The 16,645-nt window shown below is 74.3% G+C and carries 14 protein-coding genes; 4 read left to right on the forward strand and 10 right to left on the reverse strand.

The genetic code is table 11. The features are described 5' to 3' along the window. The first annotated feature begins 221 nt into the window (after positions 1-221). Positions 222-1,247, forward strand: a complete 1,026-nt coding sequence (locus tag ACN9MS_RS15970; RefSeq protein WP_426309446.1) for an acetylxylan esterase — start codon at positions 222-224, stop codon at positions 1,245-1,247. A gap of 107 nt (positions 1,248-1,354) precedes the next feature. Here the strand turns inward: ACN9MS_RS15970 and ACN9MS_RS15975 are convergent, their stop codons facing one another. From ACN9MS_RS15975 to ACN9MS_RS15990, 4 genes are all read right to left on the reverse strand, one after another. After that, a complete protein-coding gene (locus ACN9MS_RS15975) occupies positions 1,355-2,305 on the reverse strand; it encodes a 4-(cytidine 5'-diphospho)-2-C-methyl-D-erythritol kinase (protein ID WP_426309447.1) in 951 nt (316 codons plus the stop codon). Then, positions 2,302-3,240 (reverse strand): 16S rRNA (adenine(1518)-N(6)/adenine(1519)-N(6))-dimethyltransferase RsmA, encoded by a 939-nt coding sequence (rsmA, locus tag ACN9MS_RS15980; protein WP_426309448.1) that lies wholly within the window; start codon positions 3,238-3,240, stop codon positions 2,302-2,304. Before rsmA ends, ACN9MS_RS15975 begins: the two co-directional genes overlap by 4 nt. A 125-nt stretch (positions 3,241-3,365) precedes the next feature. After that, positions 3,366-4,793 carry a transglycosylase family protein gene (locus ACN9MS_RS15985; RefSeq protein ID WP_426309449.1) on the reverse strand — a complete coding sequence of 476 codons (1,428 nt, stop codon included), beginning with the start codon at positions 4,791-4,793 and terminating at the stop codon, positions 3,366-3,368. A gap of 333 nt (positions 4,794-5,126) precedes the next feature. Next, a complete protein-coding gene (locus ACN9MS_RS15990) occupies positions 5,127-6,146 on the reverse strand; it encodes a helix-turn-helix transcriptional regulator (protein ID WP_426309450.1) in 1,020 nt (339 codons plus the stop codon). Between the two features lie 145 nt (positions 6,147-6,291). On the opposite strand from ACN9MS_RS15990, the gene ACN9MS_RS15995 reads away from it, so the two are divergent. After that, entirely contained in the window at positions 6,292-6,678 is a 387-nt protein-coding gene (locus ACN9MS_RS15995; protein ID WP_426309451.1) for a VOC family protein, read from the forward strand. 59 nt (positions 6,679-6,737) lie between these two features. On the opposite strand, the gene ACN9MS_RS16000 is transcribed toward ACN9MS_RS15995, so the two are convergent. The 5 genes from ACN9MS_RS16000 to ACN9MS_RS16020 form a co-directional block, all read right to left on the reverse strand. Then, entirely contained in the window at positions 6,738-7,904 is a 1,167-nt protein-coding gene (locus ACN9MS_RS16000) for a ubiquitin-like domain-containing protein (protein WP_426309452.1), read from the reverse strand. A gap of 177 nt (positions 7,905-8,081) precedes the next feature. Continuing rightward, positions 8,082-9,119, reverse strand: coding sequence for a TatD family hydrolase (locus tag ACN9MS_RS16005; RefSeq protein WP_426309453.1), 1,038 nt, complete (start codon positions 9,117-9,119; stop codon positions 8,082-8,084). A 2-nt stretch (positions 9,120-9,121) separates the two neighbouring features. Next, positions 9,122-10,915 carry a methionine--tRNA ligase gene (metG, locus tag ACN9MS_RS16010; RefSeq protein ID WP_378233711.1) on the reverse strand — a complete coding sequence of 598 codons (1,794 nt, stop codon included), beginning with the start codon at positions 10,913-10,915 and terminating at the stop codon, positions 9,122-9,124. Between the two features lie 126 nt (positions 10,916-11,041). Continuing rightward, on the reverse strand, positions 11,042-12,319 hold the full coding sequence (locus tag ACN9MS_RS16015; protein WP_426309454.1) for a ubiquitin-like domain-containing protein: 1,278 nt from the start codon (positions 12,317-12,319) through the stop codon (positions 11,042-11,044). A 374-nt stretch (positions 12,320-12,693) separates the two neighbouring features. Further along, on the reverse strand, positions 12,694-13,947 hold the full coding sequence (locus tag ACN9MS_RS16020; protein ID WP_426309455.1) for a PQQ-dependent sugar dehydrogenase: 1,254 nt from the start codon (positions 13,945-13,947) through the stop codon (positions 12,694-12,696). 129 nt (positions 13,948-14,076) lie between these two features. On the opposite strand from ACN9MS_RS16020, the gene ACN9MS_RS16025 reads away from it, so the two are divergent. Together ACN9MS_RS16025 and ACN9MS_RS16030 are read left to right on the forward strand one after the other, a co-directional pair. Continuing rightward, positions 14,077-14,511 carry a hypothetical protein gene (locus ACN9MS_RS16025; RefSeq protein ID WP_426309456.1) on the forward strand — a complete coding sequence of 145 codons (435 nt, stop codon included), beginning with the start codon at positions 14,077-14,079 and terminating at the stop codon, positions 14,509-14,511. A 129-nt stretch (positions 14,512-14,640) separates the two neighbouring features. Next, on the forward strand, positions 14,641-15,450 hold the full coding sequence (locus ACN9MS_RS16030) for an SDR family oxidoreductase (protein ID WP_426309457.1): 810 nt from the start codon (positions 14,641-14,643) through the stop codon (positions 15,448-15,450). Here the strand turns inward: ACN9MS_RS16030 and ACN9MS_RS16035 are convergent. Next, positions 15,434-16,618 (reverse strand): aminotransferase class I/II-fold pyridoxal phosphate-dependent enzyme, encoded by a 1,185-nt coding sequence (locus tag ACN9MS_RS16035; protein WP_426309458.1) that lies wholly within the window; start codon positions 16,616-16,618, stop codon positions 15,434-15,436. The genes ACN9MS_RS16030 and ACN9MS_RS16035 overlap by 17 nt on opposite strands. Between the last annotated feature and the right edge of the window lie 27 nt (positions 16,619-16,645).

A 16,645-nucleotide genomic window follows, 5' to 3' on the forward strand; every position in this document is an offset into this window, starting at 1 on the left:
GGGGACCTCCATCGGTTCCTCACCGGCGGCCTCGTCGCCGACCGGGCGCCGCGCGCGCGGCGGCGGCTGGTGGCAGTCTCGCCGCACCGGCCCCGCGCGGGTCAAAGGGATGATGCGCATTATTAGCGTGGCCCGGGGGTCCTCGGGGCGACGCTAGAGTCGTCCCGACCCGACATCGATGTCCGACATCAGACTTATGCGCACCCCGGAGGATCGCCACCGTGCCGCTCTTCGACCTGCCCCTCGCCGAGCTCGAGGCCTATGCACCCGCGCTCGACGAGCCCGCCGACCTCGACGCGTTCTGGGCTCGCACCCTCGACGGGTCCCGCGCGGCCGGCGGCGACCTCGCCGAGACCGTCCGGCTCGAGCGCGTGGACGCCGGCCTGGAGACGGTCGTGGTCGACGACGTGACGTTCCCGGGCTTCGACGGCCAGCCGGTCAAGGGCTGGCTCGTGCGGCCGGTCGCGGCTGCGCGCGCGGCGGCCGCCGGGGACGGCGCACCGCTCCCCGCCGTCGTCGAGTACCTGGGGTACGGGGGCGGTCGGGGCCTGCCGCACGAGCACCTGGTGTGGGCGAGCGCGGGCTACGCGCACCTCGTGGTCGACACGCGCGGCCAGGGCAGCGGCTGGGGCGCCGGGGGCGACACGCCCGACCCGGTCGGGTCCGGCCCGGCCGCCCCCGGCTTCCTGACCCGCGGCATCCTCGACCCGCACGAGCACTACTACCGCCGCGTCATCACCGACGCCGTGCGGGCGGTCGACGCCGTGCGGACGGTCGACGGCATCGACCCCGCGCGCGTCGCCGTGACCGGGGTGAGCCAGGGCGGCGGCCTGACCATCGCCGTCGCCGGCCTCACCGAGGGCCTCGTCGCCGCGATGCCCGACGTCCCCTTCCTCACCCACTACCGGCGCGCCGTCGAGATCACGGACCGCCCGCCGTACTCGGAGATCACGCGCTACCTCGCCGTCCACCGCGAGCACGAGGACGCCGTCTTCCGCACGCTCTCCTACCTCGACGGCGCGAGCCTCGCCCGCCGCGCGACCGCCCCCGGACTGTTCTCGGTCGCCCTCATGGACCCGGTCTGCCCGCCGTCCACGGTGTACGCGGCCTACAACGGCTGGGCCGCCGGCGCGGGTGCCGGGGACGTCGCGCGCGCGATCGACGTCTACCGCTTCAACGAGCACGAGGGCGGCCAGGCCTACCGCTTCGCCCGCCAGCTCGCCTGGCTCCGCGAGCACACCCGCTAGCCCCGGCCGGGAGTGCGAACGCCCCGGGCCGCCGCCGGCAGACCCACGGGAGCGCGAGGAAGAACCGTGGTCGCGCGACCACGGTTCTCCCTCGGCGGGCGGGCTCGTCAGTGCGCGACGACGCGGGCCCCCGACGCGGGGGCGGTGGTGCACCAGACGGTGTCGCACGCGTCGTTCGCGGTCCACGACGCGGCGATCGCGAGCGCGTGCTGGCGGCTGCGCGCGAGGGCGGCGACCGTCGGGCCGGAGCCGGAGACGATCGCGCCGAGCGCGCCGGCCTCGGTCGCGACGTCGATCGTCCGCTGGAGCTCGGGGCGCAGGGCGAGCGCGGGACCCTGGAGGTCGTTGCGGAGCACCTGCCCGAGCCCGACGGCGTCGCCCGCGCGCAGCGCCTGCATGAGCGCGGTGTCCTCCGCGAGGTCGAGCTCGGCCGGGCCGCCGACGGTCTCGTCGAACGTGCGGTACACCTCGGGCGTGGAGAGCCCCTCCGCCTGGACGGCGAAGACCCAGTGGAACTCGCCGCGCGTCATCGCGGGCGTGAGCACGTCGCCCCGCCCCGTCCCGACGGCGGTGTGGCCCACGAGCCCGAACGCGACGTCGGCCCCGAGCCCCGCGGCGAGGCGCACCAGGTCGGCTCGGGGGACCCCGGCCTCCCACAGCGCGTCGCACGCGACGAGCGCGGCCGCGGCGTCGGCGGAGCCGCCCGCCATGCCGCCCGCGACGGGGACCTCCTTGTGGATCTCGAGCCGCACGTCGGGGTCGACGCCCACGTGCTCGGCGAGCGCGACGGCGGCCCGCCACGCGAGGTTCGTCTCGTCGGTCGGCACCACGTCGGCCTGGAGGCCGGTCACGCTGAGCGAGACGCCCGAGCCCGGCGGCACCTGGTGGGCGACGACGTCCTCGCTGAGCCCGACCGCCTGGAAGATCGTCACGAGCGGGTGGTAGCCGTCGTCCTGGAGCGCCCCCACCCGCAACGAGAGGTTGACCTTGCCGGGTGCGCGCACGCGGACGGACGGGGGTGGCGCGAGGGCGATGCTCGGCGGTCGCGGGGGTGTCACGCGTCCACTGTGCCAGGTCGTCCGGTGCGACGCTCCGCGGGTGCCGCGCCGCGGGCGGGGCGCTCGTCGAGACCGCCCCGCAGGGCGAGCTGCTCGGCGACGCGTGCGAAGGCGGCGACGTCCAGCACCTCGCCGCGCGCCTGCGGGTCGACGTCGGCCGCCTCGAGCACCTCGGCGGCCACGCTCGCGGAGCCGGCGAGACCGGACAGCGCGGAGCGCAGCATCTTGCGCCGCTGCGCGAAGGCCGCGTCGACGACGGCGAACACCTGCTCGCGCGTCGCGGTCGTGGCCGGCGGCTCGCGCCGGTCGAGCGCGACGAGCGCGGAGTCCACGTTCGGCACCGGCCAGAACACGCTGCGGCCGATCGTCCCCGCGCGGCGGGCGTCGGCGTACCAGGCGGCCTTGACCGACGGGACCCCGTACGTGCGCGACCCGGGCGGGGCGGCGAGCCGGTCCGCGACCTCGGCCTGCACCATGACGAGCACGCGCTCGAGCGAGTCGAACCGCTCGAGGAACGTGAGCAGCACGGGCACCGCGACGTTGTACGGGAGGTTGGCGACGAGCGCCGTCGGAGGCTCGCCGGGCAGGGTCGTCACCTCCAGCGCGTCCGCGCCGACGACCTCGAGCCGGTCGCCGAGGTCGGGGACGTGCGCGGCGACCGTCGTGGGGATCTGCTTCGCGAGGACCGGGTCGATCTCGACCGCGACGACGCTCGCCCCCGCCTCCAGGAGACCCAGGGTGAGCGAGCCGAGCCCCGGTCCGACCTCGACCACGCGCTCCCCCGTCCGCACGTCTGCGGCGCGGACGATCTTGCGGACGGTGCCGCCGTCGTGCACGAAGTTCTGGCCGAGGGTCTTGGTGGGGCGGACGCCGAGGCGGCCCGCCAGGTCACGGATCTCGGCCGGACCCAGCAGGGCACCGCGGGTGTCGCTCATGACAGCCAAGCCTACCGACCGGGACACGCGAGGGTCGGACGCCGCGGGGACGACGGAGGGCGGGGCGCCGTGCGCCCCGCCCTCCGCGGTGCGGCCGTCGGGCGGCCGCGGGTCCTGCTAGCGGGTCAGAGGAGACCCAGCTTGGCCGCGCACGCGGGCCACTGGCCCCAGCCCGAGCGGGCCTGGAGCGCCTGGGCGCGCTGCGTCTGCTCGGCGGCCGAGGCCTCCGACGGGAGGCCGGAGCCGCCCATGGCACGCCACGTGGACGCGGAGAACTGGTAGAGGCCGTAGTAGCCGTTGCCCGTGTTCGTCGCGGGGTTGCCACCGGACTCGCACTGCGCGAGCGCACCCCAGACGCCGCCGGGGGCGGAGCCGAGGTTCGCGGCCGGCGCGGACGAGCCGCCCGACGACGACGAGGAGGACGACGACGAGCGCTGCTGCGTCTCGACCTTCGGCTGCGGCTTGGGGCGCTCCTTGGTGCCCTGCACGAGGATCTTGTTCACCGGGGGCGTGGTGACGCCCTCGGAGACGAGCTCGCGCGACTCCTCGGCGCCGTCGACCGTCGTGACGCGGTGCACGGTCGTGTGGACGCCCTCGACGCCCTCCTGCTTCACGACCGGGTCGAGGTCCTTGAACCGGTTGGCGTCCTCCTCGGTGACCGTCTCGAACGGGACGGCCTTCTCGGTGGGCACCTCCTCGACCTTCACGCGCTGCACGACGAGCGAGACCGGCGCGGCGTCTGCCGCGGCCTCGGCGTCCTCGGTCGCGGCGGCGGTGGCGTCGGCGTCCGCGGCGGGCGCCGCCTCGGCAGCGGCGTCGGCCTGGGCCGCGGCGATCTGGTCCGACTTCTCCACGTGGACGCGGTCGAGCTCGCCGAGCTGGACGCCCTGCTGGTCGAGGATCGCGTCGATGCCGATGCTGCCGTCGGGCGCGACCTTCGTCTCGCCGTCCGCGACGACGTTCACGGGGCCGTCCGCGTCGAGGCGGATCGGGAGGGACGCGCGCTCGCCGGAGCGCGACGCCACGAGGCGCACGTCGCTGCCGCGCGAGGCGAGGGTCGTCAGGGCCTCGTCCGCGTCGAGCGCGGTGAGCCAGACGGAGGACTGGGAGCCGTCGACCTGGACGGGCACCTCGCGCCCGTAGCGCACGACGACGTCGCCGCCGCCGCGCAGGGCCGAGTCGACGTCGGGGACGACGAGGTCGCGGTCACCGACGGCGACGTCCTGCTCGGCGAGCAGGCCCTCCACGGACCCGGCGAAGGTCGTGACGGTGGTGATCTTGCCGTCCACGTCGAGCTCGACGGTCTTGCGCGCGTTGCCGTAGGCGACGGCGCCGGTCGCGAGGAGGACGACGGCGGTGGCGCCGGCCACGAGGGGCCAGCGGCGGCGGCGGGCGGCCGTGGTCGCGGGGCTCTGGGGGCTCTCCGCGGGGTCGTCGGTCGGGGTCAGGGGGTTCTGAAGGTTGGTGTCGGCGCTCTCGTGGGCGCCGGCCGCGTCAGCGGTCCGGTGGAAGGGGTTCTTCACTCGGGTCCAGTCGTCGGGGGTCCCGGGCACGGGTGCTCGACGGCGCGTGGGCACCACCCGCGGCCCGCGGTGGACGTGCGTCCTCCGCGGCGGGCGCACACGTGCGTCCGCGGGTCTCGAGCGGCCGATCCGGCTGCCGGCGCCAACCCCGGCGCCCCTTCCCCAGGGCCCGACGACGGCGCACCGCCCGCGTGGTCCGGGCACCTCTCCCGCGGTCCGGGCGGACCGTGGCAGCGTGCCGTTCACGCGCGAGCGACGTTCGACCGTAACCGATCCGTTATCGAAGTCCAACCCCCAGGCCGCTAGACTGGGAGGTTCTGTCCGGATTTCGGCTCCTATGTCGCGCGCGCCTCCACGCGGTTCTCACCCGGCGTGACCGTCGGCGTCACTCCCTGGGGCGCCCTCCGCCGAGCCAGAACCCGGGTACCCCGCACCCGCGGATCGCGCCGCTCTGACCCCGACCCGCGCCAGCGTCTCCGCGAGCTCGGGCGGGTCCAGGACCGTGAGATCGACGTCGAGGCTCAGCAGGAACCCCGCGAGGTGGGCGAGCGACGTCCCTCCGGTCTCGAGCACGCACGCGTCCGGGCCGTCGTCGACGAGCACCCCCGCCTCCGGCGCGAGCCGCTCCGCCACGACGCTCGCCGGCGCGTGCAGGCGGACGCGGGCGGGGTGCGCCCACGCGATCGACCCCACTCCGCGGACCACGTAGGCGACCGCGTCGCCGCCCGGCACGGGGCGAGGCGTGAAGCCGGGTCCGCCGGGTGTGCGGAGGCGCAGCCGGTCGAGGAGGAAGGTCCGCCAGTCGTCGCGGCCCAGGTCGAACGCCAGCAGGTACCACCGCCGCCCCACGTGCACGAGCCGGTACGGCTCGACCGCCCGGGACGTCGTCGTCCCGTCGTGCGCCCGGTACTCGAGGCGCAGACCGGTCCGCGCCGCGACCGCGCCCGCGATGTCGGAGAGCACCCGCGCGTCGACCGCCGGACCACCCACCGGTGCGCTCGCGACCGCGGTGCGCATCGCGTCCGCCCGGGCGCGCAGCCGGGCGGGCAGCACGGTGTCGAGCTTGACGAGCGCGCGGCGGGCGGCCTCCTCGACCCCCGTGATCGACCCCGTGGCGGCGGCCCGCAGCGACACCGCGACGACGGCCGCCTCCTCGTCGTCCAGCAGGAGCGGCGGGAGCGCGGCCCCCGACCCGAGCCGGTAGCCGCCCGCGGTCCCCGGCGCCGAGCGCACCTCGTACCCCAGGAGACGCAGCCGCTCGACGTCGTTGCGGATCGTGCGGGTCGTGACGCCGAGCCGTTCCGCGAGGTCGGGGCCCGACCACGTCGCCCGCGACGGGAGGAGCGCGAGCAGGCGCAGGAGGCGCACGGAGGTGTCGAGCACGGATCCCATCCTGCCCCACCTTGCGGAACCGCACGTTCCGCAAAGGGTCCTACTGTCGTGGTGTCGGCCCCGCCGGGGTCGACGACCGCGCTCCCTGGGCAGGATCCCGGGGACGACGACGAGGGAGACGAGCATGCTGCGTGGGATGGCGACGCTGAACCTGTGGGCCGACGACCTGGAGGCCGCGTCTGCGTGGTACGCGGAGGTGCTCGGGATCGAGCCCTACTACGTGGTCCCGGGCGGGTACGTGGAGTTCCGCGTCGGCGACCGCCAGGACGAGCTCGGCATCATCGCCCGGTCCTGGTCCCCGCGACCGCAGCCGGAGACCCCGGGGGGCGCGATCGTGAACTGGCACGTCGACGACGTGCGCGACGCGTTCGCCCGGCTGCTCGCGCTCGGGGCGACCGAGTACGAGGGCGTGGTCGAGCGTGGCGAGGGCACCGGCTTCGTCACGGCGTCCGTGGTCGACCCGTTCGGCAACGTGCTCGGGATCATGCAGAACCCGCACTACCTGGAGATGCTCGAGGCCTAGCGTGCCGCGGCGCTCGCGGACCGCGGGCGCCGCACCGGTACCGATCTCAGTGCCAGCTCCTAGTACCAGCCCTTGGCCACCGAGTGGGACCACGCCGAGCACGGCGTGCCGTACCTGCCCTCGATGTACCCGAGGCCCCACGTGATCTGGGTCGCCGGGTTGGTGCGCCAGTCGGCCCCCGCGCTCGACATCTTCGACCCGGGCAGCGCCTGCGGGATCCCGTAGGCGCTCGAGCTGGGGTTGTCGGCGTCGACGCGCCAGTTGCTCTCCTTGGTCCAGAGCTTGTCGAGGCAGACGAACTGGTCGTCGCCCCAGCCGCGCTGGGCCGCGAGCGAACGGCCGATCGCCCGGGCCGAGCCCGGGTCCACCGAGACGGAGACGTCCATCGTCCCGATCTTGATGATCTCGTCGCGCGGCTCCGTCGTGACCGTGCGCGTGAGGACCGTGCGCGAGACCTCGGCGCCGCCGAGCGTCTGGACGGCGTACGTCGTGGTCGCCTCGCCCACGCGGCCGGACTGGACGACGACCCGGTGGCCCTTCGGCAGGTTCGGGTCCTCGAGCTCCTCCGTGGCGAAGGGCAGCACCTCGGTGACGGTCGTCGCCGACGCCGCGGCCCGGCTCACGAGGACGAGCATGCCGTCGACCGCGGCCGCGTCGAGCGGCGCGGACGTGCTGTCGCCCTCGGCGAGCACGATGCCCGCCGTCGCGAGGACGCCGCGCACCGTGGGCTCCGCCGTCGTGATGGGCATGACCGCGCCGTCGACGGCGACGTGCACGGTCTTGAGCGTGGAGACCCGGATCGGGTCGCGGCCGAGCGCCTGCGTGCGCGAGACCTCGGTCACGGCGCCCTCGGCGCGCGGCCCGAGATACGTGAGGAGCTCCCCGACGGTGCGCGCGGTCGTCGAGATCGTCTGGACCTGGCCGTCGATCTCGATCGTCACGTCGTGGCTCGACCGGACGACGATCGTGCTGCCGTCGCGCGCGGGGTCCGCCAGGCCCGGCTCGACGAGGTCCTCCGCGCCGACCGCGACGTCCTGGTAGTCGAGCACCTCGGCGACCGTGCGCCCGTACGCGGAGACGTCGTGCAGCTCGCCGTCCACGTCGAGCGTGACGCTCTTCTGGAGCGAGGCGAACGCACCCGTGACGACCACCAGGCTCGCGACGACGACGCCCTGGGCCGCCAGCCGTTGGAGGCGCCGGCGACCGGTTCCGTCAGGTGCGAGCACGCGCGCGGTCCCTTCTGCGGGGAAGCGGCCCTCGGCGACCGCCGGGGGCGAGGTGGGGCACGTCGTCGGCGCACGGCGCGCGACGCACGGACCCGACCGTAGCCGAAACGTGACCCAGGACGAAACCTCCGGTTCGCCCGGAACGGGCGGTGACGGGTGGTGCCCCGCCGGCCCGCGTCACCAGGGCCCGTAGACCGCGACGGACGTCGCGGCGATCCGCACGCACACGTCCGCGAGCGGCAGGTCCACGACCTCGGCGACCGTACGCACGGTCGTCGGTAGCACGTACGGGGCGTTGGGACGGCCCCGGTACGGGTGCGGCGTGAGGTAGGGCGCGTCCGTCTCGACCAGCACCTGCCCGAGCGGCACCTCCCGCAGGGCGGCACGCAGCTCGTCGTTCGCGCGGAACGTCACCGGGCCGGCGAAGGACAGGAACCAGCCCTGCTCCGCGCAGAACCGGGCCATCGCGGCGTCGCCCGAGTAGCAGTGGAAGACCGTCCGCTCCGGGGCACCGTCGCGGGCGAGCACGTCGAGCACCTCGGCGTGGGCGTCGCGGTCGTGGATCTGCAGCGCCAGGCCCAGCTCCTTCGCGAGGGCGACGTGCGCACGGAACGCCTCGCGCTGTACGGCCTCGCCCTGCGGACCTGTACGGAACAGGTCCATCCCCGTCTCGCCGATCGCCCGCACACGGTCGTTGCCGCGCGCGATCGCGGCGATCTCGGCGACGGCGTCGTCGAGCGGGACGTCGTGCTGCGGCCGCGGGTCGGGCTCGAGCCCGTCCGGCCCCACCTCCCGCACCCCGCCGTGCAGCACCGCCTCGTTGGGATGGATCGCGACGGCCCCGAGCAGCCGCCCCACGCCGTGCGGCCCCGCGCCGAGCATGGGGTTGTCTCCCGTCACGCCCCCCGGACGGGCAGAAACCCCATGCTCGGCCGGGGTCACGCCATGCTCGGCGGTCGACGTCGTCCCCCACGCCTCCGGGACCCCGCGCAGCAGCGCGTCGGTCCAGCGGGCCGCGGGCAGGTCGCAGCCGACCTGCACGACCCGGTCCACCCCCACGGCCGCCGCCCGCGCGAGGTGGTCCATGACGCTCGGGGCGGGGACGTCGTCGGGCAGGACGTGCGCGATCGACTCGAGGTGCGTGTGGTTGTCCACCACCGGGACGGGCAGCGCCTCCGGATCCGGCGGCCACCCGCGCTCGCGTCGCTTGGCCACCGTCAGGCGGTCTCGCGCAGGCGGTCGAGCTCCTCCTCGACGATCGAGTCGTCGAGCTTGGTGAACACCGGCGTCGGCTTGCCCACCGGGGTGCCCGGGACGACGGCCTTCGGCTCCCACGTCGCCAGGCCCTCGGCGCGGTAGTCGCCCGTGATGATCGGGTAGTGGCGCGAGTCGTCGTCGAGGTCGGTCACCTCGTCGATGCGCGGCTGCGGCGCGATCGTGCCCGTGCCGCCGAACGCCTCGTGCACCTGCTGCGCGGAGTGCGGCAGGAACGGCGACAGGATCGTGTTGAGGTCGCTCACCGCCTGGGTCACGGTGTGCAGCACCGTCGCGAGGCGGTCCGGGTCGGTCTTGAGCTTCCAGGGCTCGGTGTCCGACACGTACTTGTTCACCTCGCCGACCGTCTTCATCGCCTCCGCGACGGCCGCACGCTGGCGGTGCGTCGCGATGAGCTCGCCCACGCGGCCGAACGCGGTCGTCGTCGTGGCGAGGACGCCCTCGTCGATCGGCTGGCGCTGTCCCGGCTCCGGGATGGCCCCGAAGTTCTTGTGCACCAGGTTCGCCGTGCGGTTCACGAGGTTGCCCCAGCCGGCCACGAGCTCGTCGTTGGTGCGGCGCTGGAAGTCGGCCCACGTGAAGTCGACGTCCTGGGTCTCCGGCCCGGCCGACGCGACGTAGTACCGGAACGCGTCCGGCTGGTAGCGGGCCAGCATGTCGCGCACGTAGATCACGACGCCGCGCGAGGAGGAGAACTTCTGGCCCTCGACGTTGAGGAACTCGCTCGACACGACCTCCGTCGGGAGCTGGAGGTTCCCGTAGGCCCCCGGCGCCCCGCCCTTGCTCCCCCGGCCGTCGTAGCCGAGCAGCTCGGCCGGCCAGATCTGGGAGTGGAACGTGATGTTGTCCTTGCCCATGAAGTAGTACGACCGGGCCTCGGGGTCGTTCCAGAACGCGCGCCACGCGTCCGGGTCGCCGCTGCGCCGCGCCCACTCGATCGAGGCCGACAGGTAGCCGATGACCGCGTCGAACCACACGTAGAGGCGCTTGCTCGGGTTCGACTCCCAGCCCTCCAGCGGGACGGGGATGCCCCAGTCGATGTCGCGCGTCATGGCCCGGGGGCGCACGTCGTCGAGCAGGTTGAGCGAGAACTTCAGGACGTTCGGGCGCCACGCGGTGCGCGTGCGCAGCCAGTCCCCGAGCGCGTCGACGAACGCGGGCAGGTCGAGGAAGAAGTGGTTCGACTCGACGAACTTGGGCGTCTCGCCGTTGATGCGGCTGTGCGGGTTGATGAGGTCGATCGCGTCGAGCTGGTTGCCGCAGTTGTCGCACTGGTCGCCGCGCGCGCCGTCGTACCCGCAGATGGGGCACGTGCCCTCGATGTAGCGGTCCGGCAGCGTGCGGCCCGTGGAGGGCGAGATCGCGCCCATGGTCGTCTGCTCGACCATGTACCCGTTCTTGTGGACCGTGCGGAACATCTCCTGCACGACGGCGTAGTGGTTGCGCGTCGTGGTCCGCGTGAACAGGTCGTACGACAGCCCGAGCTGGTGCAGGTCCTCGACGATGACGCGGTTGTACCGGTCCGCGAGCTCCTGCGGGCTCACGCCCTCCTTGTCCGCCTGCACGAGGATGGGCGTCCCGTGCTCGTCGGTGCCCGAGACCATGAGGACGTCGTGACCCGCCATGCGCATGTGCCGGCTGAAGACGTCCGACGGGACACCGAAACCTGCGACGTGGCCGATGTGGCGCGGCCCGTTGGCATACGGCCACGCCACGGCCGAGAGGATGTGGGTCATGCGGGCGATCTTAGTCGGCCCGCGCAGCGCGCCGCGGGGTCGTCTCGGGGCGCCGGACGACGACGGGCCCGCGACCTCGGAGGTCGCGGGCCCGTCCGGAGCCGGGTCGGCTCGGGAGGTCCGTGCTCAGTACCAGTTGGTCGCCTGCGAGTGGGACCACGCGCCGCACGGCGAGCCGTACGAGCCGGCGATGTAGTCCAGGCCCCACGCGATCTGCGTCGCGGGGTTGGTCGCCCAGTCGGCGCCCTTGCTCGCCATCTTCGAGCCGGGCAGCGACTGGGGGATGCCGTAGGCGCTCGACGTCGGGTTGTCCGCCCTCGGGTTCCAGTTGGACTCCTTGGTCCACAGCTTCTCGAGGCACGTCCACTGCGACCCGGTCCAGCCGCGCTCGGCGGCCATGAGCTGCCCGAGCGCACGGGGGTCCTTGGGCCGCTCCTTCGTCCCCTTGACGACGACCTGGTCGACCGGGGCGGTCGTGACCTCCTGGGTCAGCTGCTCGCGAGACTCCTCGACGCCGTCCACGAGGGTCACCTCGAAGGTCGTCGTGGTGACGCCGTCGGCGCCCTTCTGCGAGACGACCGCCGGGTCGTCGCTGTACCGCGCGGCGTCCGCCTTCTCGACGGTCTCGTGGGGCACGGGGGTCGTGGTCTGCTGCTGCTCGACGACCACGCGCTGCACGACGAGCGATACGGTCGGCGCGCCCGGCTCGGGCGCCTCGACGCGCTGGACGCTCACCCGGTCGAGCTCGCCGAGCTCGATGCCCCGCTGCTCGAGGATCGCGGGGATCCCGATGCTGCCGTCGGGCGCGACCGTGGTCTCGCCGTCGGCCACGACGTTCACCGGGCCGTCGGTGTCGAGGCGCAGGTCGAGCGACGCGCGCTCTCCCGACCGCGACGCGACGAGGCGCACGTCGCCCCCGCGCTCGGCGAGGGTCTCGAGCGCCTCGTCCGCGTCGAGCGCGGTGAGCCAGACGTCGGACTGCTCGCCGTCGGACTGGACGGTGACCTGCTTGCCGAGGCGCACCACGACCTCGTCGCCGTCGTCCAGGGCCGAGCCGGGGCCCGGCGCGACCTGGTCGCGCGCACCGACCTCGATCCCGGCGGCGTCGAGCGCGCCGGACACCGAGCCGGCGAGCGTGCTGACGGTGGTCAGCTCGCCGTCGACGTCGATCGTCACGGTCTTGTTGGCCTCGCCGTACGCGACGGCGCCGGAGCCGACGAGCGCGACGGCGGTGGCTGCCGTGACGATCGACCAGCGACGGCGGCGCGTCGTGCGCAGCGTCCGCGCGGAGCGGGCGGCGCGACGGCTCGGCGTCTCGGGCGTGGTGTCGTCGGGGGTGACGTCCGAGGCTGTCGTCTCGACGTCACGGTTCTGGGGCGCGCGGAAGCGGAAGGGGTTGTGCACTCTGGTCCAGTCGTCGGGGGTCCCGGGCACGGGGGTCGACGGCGCACGCGCGCCCCGGGGCCGTCCCGCACCACGGCGCGGGCGTCACCCGGTTCGACCAGCCGATCCGGCCGTCCTGCGGACCCCCGGCACCCTGGGTGCTCTACGGAGACCGCGCCCCACGGCCGGCCAATACACCTGTCCCCGGTGAGCGGCAACGCGAGACACTCGACCGTAACCGATTCGTTATCACGCTCCAAACCGACTGGTCAGCCCGCAGATCCGTCGAGATCGACCTCACCGCCTCGAGATCGACCTCCCGAGGGTCGATCTCGGACGCTCAGGCCGATCTCGCGACGGCGATCACTGGCCGAGCCCCACGGGTCGCGACGGTCTCACCCCGCCGGCGTCACCGCGACCCGGAGCAGCCGGTCGTCGCCGTCGCGCGGGTCCCCGCGCCCGTCCGTGTTGTTCGTCAGCACGTAGAGCACCGCGCTCCCGTCGTCCCCGAGCGGCGTCGCCGGGCCGACGAGGACGGCGCGCAGCCTGCCCCGGTCGGCGAGCACCGCCTGGGGGGCGCCGAAGGCGTCGGCCGACTCCCCGCCGTCGGGCGTCGCGAACGGCACCCGCCACAGGGTCTGGCCCCGCAGCCCCGCCAGGTACGCGCCCTCGCGGGTCACGGCCAGCCCGCTCGGGGACGCGTCCGACGTCGACCACGTCGCCACCGGGTCCACGAACCCCGAGCCGGCGCCGCCCACCCCCTCGACCTCCGGCCAGCCGTAGTTCCCGCCCGGCACGACGACGTTGAGCTCGTCGAACGTGTCCTGCCCGAACTCCGACGCGAGCATGCGGCCCGTCACGTCCCATGCCACGCCCTGGACGTTGCGGTGCCCGAGGCTCCACACCGGCGAGGCCGGGTCCGGGTTCCCCGGTGCGGGATCGCCGTCCACCGTCAGACGCAGGGTCTTGCCGTTGAGCGCGCCCGCGTCCTGCGCCGCACCGCGCTGCTGCGCGTCCCCCGTCGTCACGTACAGGTAGCCGTCCGGCCCGAACGCGAGCCGACCGCCGTCGTGCGTGGAGGCCGCGGGGATGCCCTGGAGGACCGGGGTGAGGGCCGACAGCTCGCGACCGGCGAGCGTCCCCCGCAGGACCTCGTTGCCGCCGTCCGCGGTCCGGTAGACGAACACCTCCCCCGGCGCCGCGCCGCCCTCGGGCCCGACCGCGACCCCGAGCAGGCCCGACTCGCCCCGCGCGACCGTTCCGTCGCGCAGGTCGTCCGCGCCCGGCCCCGTGACCGGCTCGACGGCGCCCGTCGCCGGGTCCACGACGACGAGCCGGCGCTCGTCGCGCAGCGAGACGAGCAGCGTCCCGTCCGCGAGCGCCGCGAGTCCCCACGGCGCGGGCAGCCCGGTCGCGACCTCGGTCACGTCCACCCGCACCTCGGGCACGACGACGAGCCCGGGCTCCGGCGCGGGCGTCGTCGGGCTCGTCTCCGCGGGTTCGCTCGGCTCGGCGGTGGCCGTCGTGACCGACGGGCCCGGGGCGGGTTCCGGACCGTCGTCGGGGGTGCATGCAGCGAGCAGCACGACGACGGCCCCCACCACGGGCGCGGGCCACGCCCGACGCGCGGCCGTCCGGTTCGTGGGCATGCGCCCATCGTCGCGCGCCGTGGGCGCCGTCGCACGTGCCGCGCTCGCCGCGCACGGCGGCCGATCCGCGCCACACTGGAGAGAAGGAGGCGGGTCCTCCCGCCTCACCGGCCCTCAGGGAGGGGCGCCATGAACCCGAAGGTGCTGAGCTTCGTCGTCGCCGCGGTCGCGTACGGGGTGACGCTCGTCATCGCCAACCTGGTGCTCGAGGGAATGACCATGAGCTGGCTGTGGGGGCTCGTCGCGGTCGCGCTCTTCACCGTGACGATCACCCTCCTGCGACCGCTCGTGGTGCGGCTCCTCGGCAACCACGTCCACGGCTGGACGTGGACCCTGGGGGTCGTCACCGTGCTCGGCTCGCTGATCGTCACCACGCTGCTGTCCCCGTCGAGCGGGTTCGACATCGACGGCTTCTGGACCTGGGTCTGGGCGACGCTCATCGTCTGGGTCGGGACGGTCGTCTACGACCTGGTCGACGACCGCGCCGTCGCCGCGGCGGGGCGTCAGGTCGACAGGTACCAGGGGCGGCACGGCCGGACGCCGCCCACGGCGGCGCCGGCCTGACCCCGGCCCCTCAGGACCTCTGGCCCGTCGACCCGGTCCTTCGGCGGCCATACGCCCGCCCGCGGCGAGGCACGCTGGTACCGGGAGCTCCTCCGAGGGCCGGAGGAGCCGGTGAGGAGGTCGGTACGCATGTCGCGGACGTACGTGGTCACGGGTTCGGCGTCGGGGGTCGGTGCGTCCACCGCCGCGCTGCTGCGCGACCGGGGGGACCGCGTGGTCGGTGTCGACCTGCGCGACGCCGAGGTCGAGGCCGACCTGAGCACCCCTCACGGCCGGGCGCGCGCCGTCGACCGCGTCACGACGCTCACCGACGGGCGCGTCGACGGGGCCATCGCGTGCGCGGGCATCTCCGCCCCGGTACCGAAGACCGTCGCCGTGAACTTCTTCGGCGTCACGCGGCTCCTCGCCGCGCTGCTCCCCGCGCTCGAACGGTCGGACGCGCCGCGCGTCGCCGTCGTGTCGTCCATGGCGACCCTGCAGCCGGTCTCCGACGAGCTCGTCGCCGCGTGCCTCGCGGACGACGAGGACGCGGCGCTGCGCGTCGCCGCGGCGCTCGCGGACCAGGGGCCCGAGGTCGGCTACCTCAGCTACCCGTCGTCCAAGCGCGCGCTCTCGCGGTGGGTGCGGCGCGAGTGCGTCACCCCGGCGTGGGCGGGTCGGGGGATCCCGCTCAACGCCGTCGCCCCGGGGACGGTGCTCACGCCCATGACGTCCGAGCTGCTCGCGACCCCGGAGTCCGCCGCCATGGTCGACGCCGCCGTCCCGATGCCCCTGCACGGGCACCAGTCGCCCGAGTCGGTCGCGAGCCTGCTGCTGTGGCTCACCGACCCGGCGAACACCCACGTCACCGGGCAGACGGTCTACGACGACGGCGGTGCCGACGCCGTGCTGCGCGGGGACGACGTGTGGACGGGGACGACGCCTACGCCAGCCGGGTGAGCCCGCGCTTGAGGCCGCGGATCGCCTGACCGATGCGGTGCTCGTTCTCGATGAGCGCGAACCGCACGAACTCGTCGCCGCCGGGGCCGAACCCGACGCCCGGGGAGACGGCGACGTCGCACTCCTCGACGAGGTGCGTCGCGAACTCGATCGAGCCCATGTCGCGGTAGGGCTCGGGGATCCGGGCCCAGGCGAACATCGTGCCGCCGGGCTTGTGGATGTCCCAGCCGATGCGCTGGAGGCCGTCGTACAAGGCGTCGCGACGCGACTCGTAGACGGACGAGATCTCCTGCGGGAACTCCGTCGCCTCGTTGAGCGTGACGGTCGCGGCGATCTGGATCGGCTGGAACGTGCCGTAGTCGAGGTAGCTCTTGAGCTTGGCGAGCGCCCCGACGACGTCGCGGCGCCCCACGAGGAACGCGACGCGCCAGCCCGCCATGGAGAACGACTTCGTCATGGAGTAGAGCTCGACCGCCACCTCGCGCGCGCCCTCGCACTCCATGATCGACGGCGGCTCGAACCCGTCGAACGTCATGTCCGCGTACGCGAGGTCGTGCACGAGCACGACGTCCTTGTCCCGGGCCCAGTCGACGAGGCGCTGGAGGTCCTGCTTGGTCGCGACCGTCGTCGTCGGGTTGTGCGGGAACGACAGCACGACGACGCGCGGCTTGGGCCAGCCCAGCTCCCACGCCTCGATGATCCGGTCGATGTACCCCGCGGCGTCGGTCCCGTCGCCGATGGGGACCTGGCGCGCGTCGGCGCCTGCGAAGTAGGGGCCCCAGATGTGGATGGGGTAGCTGGGCGTGGGGACGAGCGCGACGTCGCCCGGCTGGAGCAGCACCCACATGAGGTGGCTGAAGCCCTCCTTGGCGCCGATGGTCGAGATGATCTCCGTGTCCGGGTCGAGGCTCACGCCGAACCGGCGCTGGTACAGGCCCGCGACGGCCTCGCGGAGCTTGGGGATGCCGCGCGACGCGGAGTAGCGGTGGTTGCGCGAGTTCTGCGCGGCCTCGGCGAGCTTGTCGACCGCGACCTGCGGGCTGGGCAGGTCCGGGTTGCCGAAGCCGAGGTCCACGATGTCGCGCCCCGCTCGGCGTGCCTCGATCTTGAGCCCGTCGATGATGGTGAAGACGTAGGGCGGCAGACCGGGGATCCGGCGGAACTCCATCGCAGTGCTCCAGCTCTGTGCGGCGCT

The sequence above is a fragment of the Cellulosimicrobium sp. E-16 genome (genome assembly GCF_049913115.1).
Lineage (GTDB): Bacteria > Actinomycetota > Actinomycetes > Actinomycetales > Cellulomonadaceae > Cellulosimicrobium.